11 protein-coding genes are annotated in these 14,626 nt (G+C 74.5%); 10 read left to right on the plus strand and 1 reads right to left on the minus strand.

The window, feature by feature from the left end; all coding sequences use genetic code 11:
* Positions 1–20 precede the first annotated feature (20 nt).
* From ACZZ97_RS04185 to smc, 10 genes are all read left to right on the plus strand, one after another.
* Entirely contained in the window at positions 21–2,192 is a 2,172-nt protein-coding gene (locus ACZZ97_RS04185) for an ATP-dependent DNA helicase RecG (protein ID WP_463473756.1), read from the plus strand.
* A 34-nt stretch (positions 2,193–2,226) separates the two neighbouring features.
* Entirely contained in the window at positions 2,227–2,709 is a 483-nt protein-coding gene (gene coaD, locus ACZZ97_RS04190; RefSeq protein ID WP_314103220.1) for a pantetheine-phosphate adenylyltransferase, read from the plus strand.
* A 122-nt stretch (positions 2,710–2,831) separates the two neighbouring features.
* Positions 2,832–3,881 carry an AAA family ATPase gene (locus tag ACZZ97_RS04195; RefSeq protein ID WP_463472361.1) on the plus strand — a complete coding sequence of 350 codons (1,050 nt, stop codon included), beginning with the start codon at positions 2,832–2,834 and terminating at the stop codon, positions 3,879–3,881.
* 2 nt (positions 3,882–3,883) lie between these two features.
* A complete protein-coding gene (locus ACZZ97_RS04200; protein WP_463472362.1) occupies positions 3,884–5,149 on the plus strand; it encodes a DUF58 domain-containing protein in 1,266 nt (421 codons plus the stop codon).
* Positions 5,142–7,481, plus strand: coding sequence for a transglutaminase TgpA family protein (locus ACZZ97_RS04205; RefSeq protein WP_463472363.1), 2,340 nt, complete (start codon positions 5,142–5,144; stop codon positions 7,479–7,481). Before ACZZ97_RS04200 ends, ACZZ97_RS04205 begins: the two co-directional genes overlap by 8 nt.
* Positions 7,482–7,492: 11 nt before the next feature.
* Positions 7,493–8,083 (plus strand): YceD family protein, encoded by a 591-nt coding sequence (locus tag ACZZ97_RS04210; RefSeq protein WP_463472364.1) that lies wholly within the window; start codon positions 7,493–7,495, stop codon positions 8,081–8,083.
* Positions 8,084–8,152: 69 nt separating this feature from the next.
* Positions 8,153–8,356, plus strand: coding sequence for a 50S ribosomal protein L32 (gene rpmF, locus ACZZ97_RS04215; protein WP_043593937.1), 204 nt, complete (start codon positions 8,153–8,155; stop codon positions 8,354–8,356).
* A gap of 53 nt (positions 8,357–8,409) precedes the next feature.
* Entirely contained in the window at positions 8,410–9,114 is a 705-nt protein-coding gene (gene rnc / locus ACZZ97_RS04220) for a ribonuclease III (protein ID WP_314104229.1), read from the plus strand.
* 3 nt (positions 9,115–9,117) lie between these two features.
* Entirely contained in the window at positions 9,118–10,131 is a 1,014-nt protein-coding gene (locus ACZZ97_RS04225) for an Fpg/Nei family DNA glycosylase (protein ID WP_463472365.1), read from the plus strand.
* A 151-nt stretch (positions 10,132–10,282) separates the two neighbouring features.
* Positions 10,283–13,993 (plus strand): chromosome segregation protein SMC, encoded by a 3,711-nt coding sequence (smc, locus tag ACZZ97_RS04230; protein WP_463472366.1) that lies wholly within the window; start codon positions 10,283–10,285, stop codon positions 13,991–13,993.
* Positions 13,994–14,026: 33 nt separating this feature from the next.
* Here smc and ACZZ97_RS04235 read toward each other — a convergent pair whose 3' ends face one another.
* Complete coding sequence (locus tag ACZZ97_RS04235; protein WP_463472367.1) at positions 14,027–14,593, minus strand: histidine phosphatase family protein; 567 nt, start codon at positions 14,591–14,593, stop codon at positions 14,027–14,029.
* Positions 14,594–14,626: the final 33 nt, after the last annotated feature.

Raw genomic sequence — 14,626 nt, forward strand, 5'->3', positions numbered from 1 at the left:
GCGGCCGCACGGCCCAGGCGATGCAGAAGGCGTTCGGGCTGCGGACCGTCGGCGACCTGCTGTCGCACTACCCGCGGCGCTACGCCCGGCGCGGCGAGCTGACGGCGCTCGACTCGCTGCCGCTCGGCGAGTCCGTGACGATCGTGGCTGAGGTGCTCGACGTGCGCGAGCGCACCATGCGGGCCCGGCGGGGGTCGATCCTCGAGGTGCGCATCGGCGACGGCGAAGGCATCCTCACCCTGACGTTCTTCAACCAGGCCTGGCGCTCGCGCGACCTCGTCCCCGGGGCGCGCGGCATCTTCGCAGGCAAGGTGGGCGACTACCGCGGCCTCCGGCAGCTGGCGCACCCGGACTACGAGCTGTTCGACGCGTCGCACGAGGCCGTCGCAGGCATCGGTGACGCCGAGGCGCAGGCCTTCGCCCGGCAGCCGATCCCGATCTACCCGGCCAGCGCCTCCGTGGCGTCCTGGCAGGTGCAGAAGTCCGTCGAGGTGGTGCTCGACACGCTGCCGCCTCTCGACGACCCCGTGCCGGCGTCGGTCCGGGCCGAGCTCGAGCTCGTGCCGCTCCGCGAGGCGCTCGAGCTGGTCCACCGGCCCGAGAAGGACAGGGACCACCTGAGGGGCCGCGACGCCCTGCGGTTCCAGGAGGCGTTCGTGCTGCAGAGCGCGCTGCTGCAGCAGCGTGCCCTTCTGCGCACGACGAAGGCGACGGCTCGCTCGGCGAGGCCGGGCGGCCTGCTCGAGCGCCTCGACGCGGCGCTGCCCTTCGAGCGCACCGCCGACCAAGTCCTGGTGGGCTCCGAGATCGACCGCGACCTCGCGGCCGACGTCCCGATGAACCGCCTCGTGCAGGGCGAGGTCGGCTCGGGCAAGACCCTCGTGGCCCTGCGCGCGATGCTGGCGGTCGCCGAGAGCGGCGGCCAGTCGGCGCTGCTCGCCCCGACCGAGGTGCTCGCGGGGCAGCACCTCCGCTCGATCGTGCGGTCGCTCGGCCCCGACCTCGCCGCCGAGCTGCGCCCCGTGCTGCTGACCGGGCAGATGAGCACCGCCGAGCGCCGCAAGGCCACCCTCGCGGTGGTGAGCGGGCAGTCCCGGATCGTCGTCGGCACCCACGCGCTGATCAGCGACGCGGTCGAGTTCTGGGACCTCGGGCTCGTCGTCGTCGACGAGCAGCACCGCTTCGGCGTCGAGCAGCGCGAGTCCCTCCGCCGCAAGGGCGCCGCCCCGCCGCACGTGCTCGTGCTCACCGCGACGCCCATCCCTCGCACGGTCGCGATGACCGTCTTCGGCGACCTCGACGTGTCGACGATCACCGAGCTGCCGGCCGGCCGACAGCCGATCGAGTCGTTCGTCGTGCCCCTCGCCGACCGGCCCGGCTGGGCCGACCGCATCTGGCAGCGCTCCGCAGAGGAGATCGCGAAGGGGCGCCAGGTCTTCGTCGTCTGCCCCGCCATCGACGCCGCGACGGTCGAGCAGGGCGAGCCGGCCGCCGGGGCCGAGGGCGGGGGACCGGAGGCAGGCAGGGCAGGCTCCGCCGCGGCCGACGAGACCGCAGGAGGCGCGCCTCCTGCCCCCGAGCGCGCCAGCGTCGAGGCCGTCACGGCTCTCGCCCGCTCGTTGCCCGTGCTCGCTGGCGCCCGGGTCGAGCCGCTGCACGGTCGCATGTCGGCCGACGAGAAGGACGACGTCATGCAGCGCTTCGCCCGGGGCGAGATCGACCTGCTGGTGGCGACCACGGTGATCGAGGTCGGCGTCGACGTCCCCAACGCCTCCACGATGGTGGTGCTCGACGCCGACCGGTTCGGCATCTCGCAGCTGCACCAGCTGCGCGGCCGGGTCGGCCGGGGCGGCCATCCGGGCCTCTGCCTCCTGGTGACGCACGCGCCCGTCGACTCGACGGCACGCGAGCGCGTCGACGCCGTCGCCGCCACCCTCGACGGGTTCGAGCTCGCCCAGGTCGACCTCGAGCTGCGGCGCGAGGGCGACGTGCTCAGCAGCCTCCAGTCGGGCGGCCGGTCGTCGCTGCGCCTGCTGCGGGTGACGACCGACGGCGACCTGATCGGCACCGCCCGCGAGCACGCCGCCGAGCTGCTCGAGGCCGACCCGTCGCTGGGGGAGCACCCCGCGCTCGCCGCAGCCATCGCGCGCCGGCTCGACGACTCGAGCCGCGACTTCATGGCGGCGGGCTGAGGGTCTCTGCCGAGCCACCGGCTAGGGTGACGGGATGAGCAGGATCGCCGTCGTCCCGGGGTCGTTCGACCCGGTCACCCTCGGCCACGTCGACGTCATCGCCAGGGCTGCGGGCATCTTCGACGAGGTCCACGTCCTGGTCGTGCACAACCCCGACAAGACGGCCCTCCTGCCTCTGCCGAAGCGGGTGTCGCTGCTCGAGCGGTCCCTCCGCGACGCGGGCCTGCCGGGCACCGTGTCGGTGCACAGCTGGAGCGTCGGGCTGCTGGTCGACTACTGCACCGAGGTCGGCGCGTCCGTCCTCGTCAAGGGCATCCGCTCCCAGGTCGACGTGGCCTACGAGACGCCGATGGCCATCATGAACCGCAGCCTGGCCGGCGTCGAGACGGTGTTCCTGCTGCCCGACCCGGCCCACGCCCACGTCTCGAGCTCGCTCGTGCGCCAGGTCGCGTCGCTCGGCGGCGACGTGCGGCCCTACGTCCCGACGGCCGTCGCCGACTACCTCGCGACGAGCTGACCGACCCGGCCCACCCCGCGACCCTGGCCCACCGACCCACCTCCGCCGCACCGCACTCCGAACACGACACGACGCACCACGGACCGATCCAGATCACGCCCGGCACCCGAGAGACGACGACGATGACGACGACCACGACCAGCACCCCCGGCAGCGACGCTCGACGCGACCGCCGCAGGCCCGAGGCCGCGGTCGCGGGCCCGCCGATGTCGCTCGACGAGGTGCAGCAGAAGGCGCGCGGCGTCCTCGAGGCCGTGGCCACGGTGATCGACGGCAAGGACGGGGCCATCAGCACGGCGCTCACCGTCCTGCTGGCCGAGGGGCACCTCCTGATCGAGGACGTCCCCGGAGTCGGCAAGACGCAGCTCGCCCGGGCGCTCGCCAAGGCGGTCGACGCCACCGTCACGCGCATCCAGTTCACCCCCGACCTGCTGCCGAGCGACATCACGGGCGTCTCGGTCTACGACCGGGAGCGGGGCGGCTTCCAGTTCGTCCCCGGCCCCGTCTTCGCGAACGTCGTCATCGGCGACGAGATCAACCGGGCGTCCCCGAAGACGCAGTCGGCCCTGCTGGAGAGCCTGGAGGAGCGGCAGGTCACCGTCGACGGCATCACGCACCCCCTGCCGCAGCCGTTCCTCGTCGTCGCGACGCAGAACCCGGTCGAGATGGAGGGCACCTACGCGCTGCCCGAGGCGCAGCGCGACCGCTTCATGGCCCGCATCTCGCTCGGCTACCCCGACGCCGAGAGCGAGCTGCGCATGCTCCGCCAGCGCGAGCGGACGAGTCCCCTCGACGTGCTGCAGCCCCTCGTCTCGCTCGACGACCTGACCCGCATGATCGCCGCCGTCCGCGACGTCTACGCCGCCGAGGCGGTCGAGCGGTACGCGGTCCGCATCGTGCAGGCGACCCGGGTGCACCCCGACGTCCGGCTCGGGGCGAGCCCCCGCGCCACGCTCCAGCTGATGCGGGCCGCGAAGTCGTGGGCGGCGCTGAACGGCCGCTCGTTCGTGGTCCCCGACGACGTGGACGCCCTCAGCGGGCCCGTCCTCGGGCACCGGATCATCCTCGCGGGCCGTGCCGGGGCAGGGGCGGTCACCGCGGCGTACGACCTCGTCGCCGACGTGGTCGAGGCGACCGACGTGCCGCTCGGCGACCCCGCCGACGCGCGCTGACCGTGGCGCTCGGGCAGGCGCCGCGCCCCACGGCGCGGGGAGCGGGCGTGGTCGCCGCCGGCGTCGTCGTCGTCGTGTCCGGCGTGCTGCTCGACTCGACGCCCCTCGTCTTCGCGGGGCTCGTGCTCGTGCTCCTGGTCGTCGTGGTGCTCGTCTCCCTCGTCGTCCGCCGCCCCGACCTCGACGTGGCGCGGCGATTCAGCCCCGGCCGCGGCGTCGCCGGGTGGTCGGTCGTCGAGACGCTCTCGCTCACGCCCCGGGGGAGGAGCCAGGTCGTGGTGCTTCGCGAGGGCCTGCCGTGGAGGGGCGGGCCGTCCGCGGAGTCCGCGACCGTCGCGCTCGAGCCGGGTCGCACCTCCACCGCCGTGTTCCGCCACGTCGACCTCGTCCGCGGCCGACACCGGGTGGGCCCGCTGACCGTGGACCTCGTCGAGTCGTTCGGCGTCGGGCGGCGCCGGACGACGGTCCCCGGCACGCACGAGCTCGTCGTCGTGCCCGAGGTGCTCGACCTCGGGCTCGCACGCGAGTCGCGGGCCCTCGGCGACGGGGCCCGCCGCCAGCGCGGGCAGAGCCTCACGGGCGCCGAGGACGACCCCGTCACCCGCGAGTACCGTCGCGGCGACCCGATGCGCCGCGTGCACTGGAAGGCCTCCGCGCGGCACGACGACCTGATGGTGCGCCAGGAGGAACAGCACGGCCTGCCGCACGTGCGCCTCGTCCTCCCCACCTCGCTCGGGTCGTGGGACGACGCGACGACGGGTCCGGGAGGCGCGGGTCGGCACAGCGACGCGTTCGAGTGGGCGCTGTCGGTCGTCGCCACGCTCGCGGTCGAGTGGGGCCACGCGGGGTCCGTCGCGCTGCTCACGACGCCGGACGGCGACCTCGTCGCCCGGCACGACCCCGAGACCACGACCGCCTTCCTCGACGCGCTCGCCGACGTCGTCCTCGACGACCCGGCCGGGCCGCCCGCACCGCCCGCCGCGGCTCGGGAGCCGGTCGTCGCCGTCGTGTCCAGCCTCCGGCGCCGCGACCTCGACGTCCTGTTGCGGTCGCGCGCGGTCGGCGCGTCCGCCGTCGCCGTCGTGGTCTCCCCGACCCTCGGCTTCACCCACACGGTCCGGTCGGCCACGGGCGACGCCCGCGACGCGCCGCTCGGCCCCGACGAGGTCGCGGCAGCGCTGCGGAGCTCCCGGTGGCGGGTCGTCGAGGCAGGGGCGGGCGACGCCGTCGCGGACGTCGTCCGAGGGGCAGGGCTGCTCGATGGCTGACATCACGAAGAACGGACGCACGGCGAGCGGCGGCGGCGTCAGCTCCCCGGCACCCCGGACGTCGAGTCCGCGCCCGCCCGACCGGGTCTCGTCGGCTCACGGACGCTCGGCCTCCCCGCCGACGGGCTGGGCCACCAGCCTGCTCGTCTGGCTCACCCTCGCGGCGTCGCTGGCGAGCCTGTCCTCGCTGTTCCAGGGGGCAGGCTGGTGGTTCGCGGGCGCCGGGGTCTCCGCGGTCGTGCTGGGTGCCTCGCTCGGGGTCAGGGCGCTGGGCGCCGGCCCGGTGCTCGGCTGGGTCGCCGGCCTCGTCTCGGGGCTGCTCGTCACGTCGGCCCTGGTCTCGGGCGGCACGGCGGTCCTCGGCGTCGTCCCCACGGCGGCGACCCTGCAGCGCCTCCGCGACCTGGGCGACCAGGCGACGACGACGATCGTCGAGGGCACCGCGCCCGTCGAGGTGCAGGACGGCCTCCTCGCCGTCCTGGTCGCCGCCGTGCTCGGCGTGGCCGTGGTCAGCGACCTCGTCTCGACCGTCGGCCGCCTGCCCGGCCTCACCGGGGCGTTCCCCGCCGTCGTCCTGGCCGTTCCCTCGTTCGTCCCCGGCACGGCCGTCCGGTGGCCCTGGGTGGTGCTCGCGGTCCTCTGCTGGATCGCGCTGCTGGCCGTCTCGACAGGGCGTCGTCCCACCCGGGCGACCGCCGTCGGGGGAGTCGCGGCGGTCGGCGTCGCGGCCCTGCTCACGGCCGTGGTGCCCTTCGGCGGCGTCTCCCCGCTGACCGGGGTCGGCACCGGCACGGGCCTCGCGACCGGGGTCAACCCGGTGGTCGACCTCGGCGACGACCTCCGTCGCGGAGCGCCGTTGACGGTCCTCACCTACCGGTCGTCCGACGCCGACGGCACCTACCTGAAGCTGGTCGACCTCGTCGACTTCAGCGGCCGCACGTGGAGCCCCGCCGACGCCGAGATCGGCCCCGACGACGGCCTCGACGCCATCCCCGACGCCCCCGGCATCGCCGAGGGGACCTCGCGTCGCGTCGTCAGCACGGAGGTGCAGATCGGGGCCCTCCGCAGCCCCTACCTGCCGGTGCCCGTGCCCCCGCAGACCATCACGGGGCTCGACGACGGCTGGTCGTTCGTCGACCAGTCGGGCGTGACCGTGCGCAGCACCAGCGAGAGCACGCAGGGCCTCGACTACACGGTCGAGAGCAGGCCGGTCGACCCCAGCCCCGAGCAGGTCGTCGCGGCCGTCGGCGACCAGTCCTCGGACATGTCCGCCTACCTGACGATCGACGGCGTGCCGCAGAGCGTCACCGACCTCGCGGCCGAGGTCACCGCGGACTCCGCGAACCCCTTCGACGCCGCCGTCGCCCTGCAGGACTGGTTCCGTGACGGGGACTTCACCTACTCGGAGGACACCCCGGTCGACGAGGGCTACGACGGCAACGGCCTCGACGCCGTCGAGCGGTTCCTCGAGGTGAAGAGCGGGTACTGCGTGCACTTCGCCTCCGCCATGGCGGTCATGGCTCGCACGCTGGGCATCCCGTCGCGGATGGCCGTGGGGTTCCTGCCGGGCACGCCCACGGGCTTCGGGGACGAGACCGCCCGGGCCGTCAGCAGCGACGACCTGCACACCTGGCCCGAGCTGTACTTCGAGGGACTCGGCTGGGTGCCGTTCGAGCCGACCGTCGGGCTCGGCACGCCGCAGTCGTACCTGCAGGAGACGGGCGTCGAGCCGACCGCCGCGCCCAGCGCGCCCGACGAGGCGACCCCCGAGCCCTCGGCCGACGAGCCCTCCGCCGTGCCGAGCGCGGCCGGCCCGACGCCCGGCGCGGAGGAGACGCAGGGCACGTCCGCTCGGTCGGGCGCTTCGAGCCCCGTCGCCGTGGCCGGCGGCGTCCTGGGCCTCGCCGTCCTCGCCGCCCTGCTCGTCGTGCCCTCCGGCATGCGCCTCGCCCGTCGTCGGCGCCGTCTCACGGCGGGTCCGCCCGACCGTGCCCTCGGCGCGTGGCGCGAGGTGCTCGACACCGCCCTCGACCTCGGCGCGGCGCCGCCGTCCGGCGCGACGCCCGCCGCGGCTGCGGCCGCGCTCGACGGCGTCCTCCGCTCGGTGGCCCGTCCCGACGAGGAGGCGCGGCGCGCCCTGGCCTCGCTGGCGGCGGCGCTCGAGGCGGAGCGGTTCGGCGGCGACCCCGCGGGGGTCGCGGTCGCGGACGACGCGCGACGGGTGCTGCGGGCCCTCCGCGCCTCCTCGTCCCCCGGCCGCCGCGTGGCGGCGACCCTGGCCCCGCGCTCGCTCGTGAGGCCGTCGGAGGCGAGATCGGGCGTGGGCGCGTAGAGTCTTCCCTCGTGCCTCACTACACCAAGACCCCCTGGACGCTGTCGGTCTACGACCTCCTGCACCGAGCGGGCGAGATGCGCGAGCACGCGATCGAGGTCGTGGTGCCCGAGCGACTGGGCGAGGGCCAGGTCGCCGTGCAGGCGGGTGCCGTGCTCGACCTCGACGTGCGGCTCGAGGGCCTGCACGACGGCATCCTCGTGTCCGCGACCGTCACCGGCACCGCGACCGGCGAGTGCAGCCGCTGCCTCAAGCCGATCGCCGAGCCTGTCGAAGTCGATATCGCCGAGCTTTTCGCGTACGATGTCGACGAAGCTTTTGACTACCAGGTTCACGAAGACCACGTCGATCTTGAACCTGTCGTCAGAGACGCAGTGGTCCTGTCACTGCCCTTCCAGCCGGTCTGTCGCCCGGACTGCCCTGGACTCGACCCGGTGACGGGCGAACGAGTCGAGGACATCCCCGACTACCAGCCCCGTGAAGGCGTCGATCCCCGGTGGTCGGCCCTCGCAGGGTTCCAGGCTGAACAGGCACCGGTCCTCCAAGAACCAGTTGGCAGGGCAGTCACCGACAACGAGTCGAAGCCCGACACGTCTGCCTGAGACCACCCGCGTCACCCACCCACGTCAGACCCAGGCCCCCGCGGGGGCCGCAACAGAGAAGAGAACCTCATGGCCGTTCCCAAGAGGAAGCAGTCACGCTCGAACACCCACGCACGTCGGTCGCAGTGGAAGGCCACTCCCGTCCAGCTGGTGAAGACCATCGAGAACGGCAAGGTCACCTACAGCCTCCCGCACCGTGCCAAGGTCGTCGAGGACAGCGCCGGCACCGCCCTGTACATGGAGTACAAGGGCCGCAAGGTCGCCGACGTCTGAACCCGTCTCCCGTGACCACGTCACCCGTGACACCGTCACACCCCGATCAGCCCGTGTCGAGCCCCCGTGCCGACCGGGCTGATCTGTTGGTGCAGCTCGGCATCGAGGTGCGCCCCGACCTGATCGAGCTCGCTCTCACGCACCGGTCGTACGCCTACGAGCACGGCGGCATCGCCAACAACGAGCGGCTCGAGTTCCTCGGCGACTCGATCCTCGGGCAGGCCGTGACGGTCATGCTCTTCACCGAGAACCCCGACCTCGACGAGGGCGAGCTGGCCAAGCGCCGCGCGAGCCTCGTGAGCACGGTCGCCCTCGCCGAGGTCGCCCGCAACATCGGGCTCGGCGCGCACCTGCGCCTCGGCCGCGGCGAAGAGCTGACCGGCGGGCGCGACAAGCCGTCCATCCTCGCCGACACGGTCGAGGCCATCATCGGCGCGACCTACCTCGACGCGGGGGGAGAGGCCGCGACCGCCTTCGTGCTGCGACTGGTCGCACCGCTCCTCGTCGACCCCGCGCGCTTCGGCGCCGCGATGGACCCGAAGACGAGCCTGCAAGAGCTGAGCGCCGCCCGTGGCCGCGGGATGCCGTCGTACCACGTGACCGACAGCGGGCCCGACCACGACAAGCGGTTCCACGCCGCCGTGCGGCTCGGCGACTCGCCGGACGACGTCGCCCACGGCACCGGCAGCAGCAAGAAGCAGGCCGAGATGGCCGCGGCGCTCGAGGCCTGGACGCGGCTCTCGAGCACCGACCGCTAGCCCGTGCCCGAGCTCCCCGAGGTCGAGGTCGTCCGTGCGGGCCTCGCGCCCGTCGTGGCCGGATCCGTCGTCACGGGCGTCACCGTGCTCGACGAGCGCTCGCTCAAGCGGCACCGGGGCCCGTCCGTCGACTTCGTCGACCGCCTCGTCGGCGGCACCCTCGACTCGGCCGTCCGCCGCGGCAAGTTCCTCTGGTTCCCGTTCGAGCCGGCCGAGTCGCACGACCACCCCCTCGCCCTCGTCGCCCACCTCGGCATGAGCGGCCAGGTGCTGCTCCGCAGCTCCGATCACCCGGGCGACCGGTTGATGCGCATCCGGCTCGACGTCGACAGCCCGAGCCTCGGCGCCGTGCGGCTCGCGTTCGTCGACCAGCGGATCTTCGGGTCGATGGCCCTCGACGAGACGGTCCCCACGCCCGACGGCCGTGCGGCCGGCTACGCGGGGGCGCACCTGCTCGGGTCTCCTGAGGCGGCAGCCGACGGCGAGGTGCGCGCCGCCGCTGCGGCCCCGTCGGCCTCAGCCTCGGCCCCTGCCGTTCCCTCGTGGGCGTCGCGAGTGCCGCAGCAGGTCGCGCACATCGCCCGCGACCCCCTCGACCCGGCCTTCGACGAGGCTGCCGTCGTCACGCGCCTCCTGGCCCGCCGCACGGGGGTGAAGCGCGCGCTGCTCGACCAGGGCCTGCTCAGCGGCGTGGGCAACATCTACGCCGACGAGAGTCTCTGGGCGGCACGCGTGCACCCCGAGCAGCCGACGGAGGCGCTCTCGCGGGCCAGGGCGCGCCTCCTGCTGTCCGAGGTCCGGGCCGTGCTGCTCAAGGCCCTCGGCGAGGGCGGCACGAGCTTCGACGCGCAGTACGTGAACGTGAACGGGCAGTCCGGGTACTTCAGCCACAGCCTCGCCGCCTACGGACAGCAGGGGCGGCCGTGCCCGCGCTGTGGCACCGCGATCGTGCGCGAGGCCTTCATGAACCGCTCGAGCCACCTCTGCCCCCGCTGCCAGCGGGTCCGCACGGCCTGAGCCGCGCGCCCTCGCGCACGTCGGGCGGAAGCCGCGCGGGCCTGCGCGGCCCTGCCCGCGCCTCCCGGGGCCGAGGCCAGCCCTCGCCTATCCTCGGAGGGACGCCGCAGACCGTGTCGACACGTCACCTGGAGCAGGGGAGGAGGGGCACGTGCACCTGAAGAGCCTCACCCTCAAGGGCTTCAAGTCGTTCGCCTCGCCCACGACGTTCGCGTTCGAGCCCGGCGTCACCTGCGTCGTCGGCCCCAACGGCTCGGGCAAGAGCAACGTCGTCGACGCGCTCGCCTGGGTGATGGGCGAGCAGGGCGTCAAGTCGCTGCGCGGCGGCACCATGGCCGACGTCATCTTCGCCGGCACGTCGACCCGGGGGCCGCTCGGCCGGGCGCAGGTCGTGCTGACCATCGACAACTCCGACGGCGCCCTGCCGATCGACTACGCCGAGGTCACGATCAGCCGCACCCTCTTCCGCAACGGAGGCAGCGAGTACGCGATCAACGGCGAGGGCTGCCGTCTGCTCGACGTGCAGGAGCTGCTGAGCGACTCCGGCCTCGGCCGCGAGATGCACGTGATCGTCGGCCAGGGGCAGCTCGACGCCGTGCTGCGGGCCACTCCGGAGGAGCGGCGCGGCTTCGTCGAGGAGGCGGCGGGCATCCTCAAGCACCGGCGCCGCAAGGAGAAGACGCTCCGCAAGCTCGACGCGATGCAGGCGAACCTGACCCGGCTGAGCGACCTCGCCGGCGAGATCCGTCGCCAGCTCAAGCCCCTCGGCCGTCAGGCCGAGGTCGCGCGCGAGGCCCAGACGATCGCCGCGGTCGTCCGCGACGCGAAGGCGCGCCTCCTCGCCGACGAGGTCGTGGCGCTGCGCGCCGCGGTCGCACGCCGGTCGAGCAGCGAGGCCGAGCGCCGCAGCGAGCGGAACGTGCTGCAGGAGCAGCTCGACCAGGCGAAGGCGCGTGAGCAGCGGCTCGAGCAGCAGATGGTCGGCGACGCCGTCGACGAGGCGCGCCGGGTCGCCTTCGGCCTCGAGTCGGTCGAGGAGCGGCTCCGCGGCACGTCGAGCCTCGCGCGGCAGCGCCTCCAGCTGCTCGCCGAGCAGTCCGACCAGCCCGAGCTGCCCAGCACCGTGAGCGCCGGCATGGTCGCCGACGCGCGTGACGAGGCCGAGAGGCTCCAGGGAGGCGTGGCCGAGGGCGAGCAGGCCCTCGCCGAGGCGCGAGCCGCCACGGTCGCTTCTCGGGCCGTGCTCGAGGCGCTCGACGACGAGATCGCCGCCCAGAGCGCGCTCATCTCCCGGCACGACCTCGTCCTCGGCCAGCTCCGCGGCGCCCTCGAGGTCGCGCAGTCACGGCTGGCGGCCGTCCGCGGCGAGGTCCTCCGCCAGGGCGCGGCGCGGGAGGCGGCGGTCGCGCGCCGGGACGCGGGCCGGGTCGAGCTCGCCCAGCTCGAGCTCGAGCACGAGCACGAACTCGCGGACGCCTCGACGGGTGCCGACGACACGGACGACGCAGACGACACGGCCGACGGGGCCGACGGGGCAGGCGGCGACCCGGTCGACCACGAGGCCGTCCGCGCCGAGGCCGAGCGCGCCTCCGCCGAGCTGCAGTCCGAGGTCGACGACCTCCGCGGTCGCCTGCACGCGGCCGAGCGCGAGCGTGACGCGGTGGCCGCCCGACGTTCCGCGCTGACGATGGCGCTCGAGCGCGCGGACGGCACGACGGCCCTCGTCGCCGCCGGCCGCCCGGGGGTGCGCGGCGCCGTCGCCGAGCACGTGCAGGTGCGGCCCGGCTACGAGGCCGCCGTCGCCGCGGCGCTCGGCAGCGTGGTCGACTCCGTCCTCGTCGACGACCTCGACGCGGCCTTCGCCGCCGTCGCGCACGCGACCGACGCCGAGCTGGGGCGCGTCGAGGTCGTCGTGGCGGCGCCCGAGCGGGTCCTGCCCCCGTTCGCCGTCGACCTGCCCCCGGGAGCCGTGGCCGCCTCCTCCGTCGTCGACGCGCCTCCGGGCGTCCTGGGCCTGCTCGCGAGCACCGTCGTCGCCGACGACCTGACGACGGCCCGGGCGGCCTGGGCCGCGCTCTCGGCGCACCCGCTGCCGGTCACCGTCATCACGCGCTCGGGCGAGGTGCTCACCGACTTCGTCCTCCGCGGCGGCTCGGGCGCCGAGCGCTCGCGCCTCGAGCTGGTCGCCGAGCGCGACGCCGCCGCCGAGCGCCTCGGCGAGGTCGAGGCCGAGGCGAGGCGGCTCTCCGCCCTGCACGCGACCGCCGAGGAGGCGCTGGCGACGTCCCGGGCACAGGCCGCGGAGGCCGCCGGCCTGGCCCGCGAGCAGGCCGCGGAGGAGGCTCGGGCGGCAGCGGAAGCGGCCCGGTCGGCCCGCGAGCGGCAGGCGGCGGCCGCGGCCGTCGAGCAGCAGCTGGCACGCCTGCGGGCCCAGGTCGACGCGGCCGAGGCCGAGGAGGCACGCCTCGCCGAGTCCCTCGCGGCCGCGGAGCAGGGAGCCGTCACGGCCCAGGCCGCGGTCGACTCGGCACGGGCCGAGCACGACGAGCACGCCTCGCATCCACGTCCGATCCTCGACGCCTCGGCCCGCGACGGGGTCCTCGCCGAGGTCGAGCAGGCGAGGGCGGCCGAGATCGAGCGCCGGGTGCAGCTCGAGACCGTCCGCGAGCGCGTGCGTGCCGAGGCCGCCCGCGCAGTCGACCTGCAGCGTCAGCTCGACGAGCAGCGGGCCGCCGCCGACGAGCACGCCCGGCGCACCGTCGTCCGGCAGCGCGAGATGCGGCGCACCTCCGCGGTGCTCGCGGGGCTGCCCTCGGTGCTCGACGCCGTCGGTCGGTCGCTGGCCGAGGCCCGGCAGGAGCTCGCCGCGCAGGAAGCGGCACGCACGCAGCAGAACGACGAGCTCGCGGCGCTGCGACGAGACGAGCGAGCCCTCCGGGAGCGACTGCACGGCGTGACGGAGGACGTGCACGGCCTCGAGATGGAGATCTACGAGAAGAAGCTGCACCTCGGGCAGCTGCTCGAGCGTGCTGCCTCCGAGCTCGGGCTCGACGACGAGGTGCTCGTGGCCGAGTACGGCCCCGACGTGCTCGTGCCCGAGGACGTCACGTCGGGGAACGACTCCGGGGCGCTCGACGGCGACGCGGCGGCGGGCACGCGCTTCGACCGCGCCGAGCAGACCGCCCGGCTCGAGGCCGCGAGCCGCAAGCTCGCCCAGCTCGGCCGCGTCAACCCGCTCGCGCTCGAGGAGTTCTCCGCGCTCGAGCAGCGCCACGCGTTCCTCACCGAGCAGCTCGCCGACCTCACCCGGACGCGGCGCGACCTGCTCGCGATCATCGACGAGATCGACGACAAGATGCAGACGGTCTTCGCGAGCGCGTTCGCGGACACGCAGGCCGCCTTCGACCAGGTCTTCCCGGTGCTCTTCCCCGGCGGCATCGGGTCGCTGCTGCTCACCGACCCCGACGACCTCCTGGCCACCGGCATCGAGGTCACGGTGCGGCCGGCCGGCAAGAAGATCGAGCGCCTGTCGCTGCTGTCGGGCGGGGAGCGCTCGCTGGCCGCGGTCGCGCTGCTGATCGCCATCTTCAAGGCCCGGCCGAGCCCGTTCTACATCATGGACGAGGTGGAGGCAGCGCTCGACGACGCGAACCTCGGCCGCCTCCTCGCGATCTTCGAGGACCTCCGCGAGACCAGCCAGCTCATCGTCATCACGCACCAGAAGCGCACGATGGAGATCGCCGACGCGCTGTACGGCGTCTCGATGCGCCAGGACGGGGTGAGCGCCGTCATCGGCCAGCGGGTCGTCACCGACAGCACGCCGGGGCAGCGGACCGCGGCCGCGACGGGTTCCGTGGCCTAGACGGCGTGCGCCGGCCCCGACGGGCTCTGCGGCCTAGACCGAGCGGTCGTTGATCGAGAGGACCTTCCAGGCCGACCCGTCCCACTCGACCGTGTTGGCGGCGGCGTTCTCGATGTGCGGCACCTCGGCGCCCATGATCGCAGCCAGGGTGAAGCGGATGATCGTACCGTGGCAGACGACGACGATGTGCGCGTCGGGGCCGTCGAGGTGCAGGCGGGTGTCGCGGATCATCTCGAGCGCGCCGAGGCCGCGCGCGGCGACCGACTCCCGCGGCTCGATGTCCGGGAACGACTCGTTCGGCTCGTCCGGGATGGGGGAGTCGGGCACCCAGCCCTCGCGCGACGCGTAGTCGCGCTCGATCAGCTCGTCGTAGGCGTCGCCGAGCTCGATGCCGAGCTCGGCCGCGATGATCTGAGCCGTCTCGCGGGCCCGCATCAGCGGCGACGACACGATCGCCGACCACTCGGCGCCGGCCAGCACGCGTGCTGCCTCGAGGGCCTGCCCGCGACCGGTGTCGTTCAGCGGGACGTCCGACGACCCCTGCAGCTTGTCCTGGCTGTTCCAGTCGGTCTGTCCGTGTCGGATGAGCTCGAGTCGCATGTGCCTGTGTTTCCGTCCTGGTGTCGCGGTCGT

This window comes from Frigoribacterium sp. AC512 (assembly GCF_979258295.1).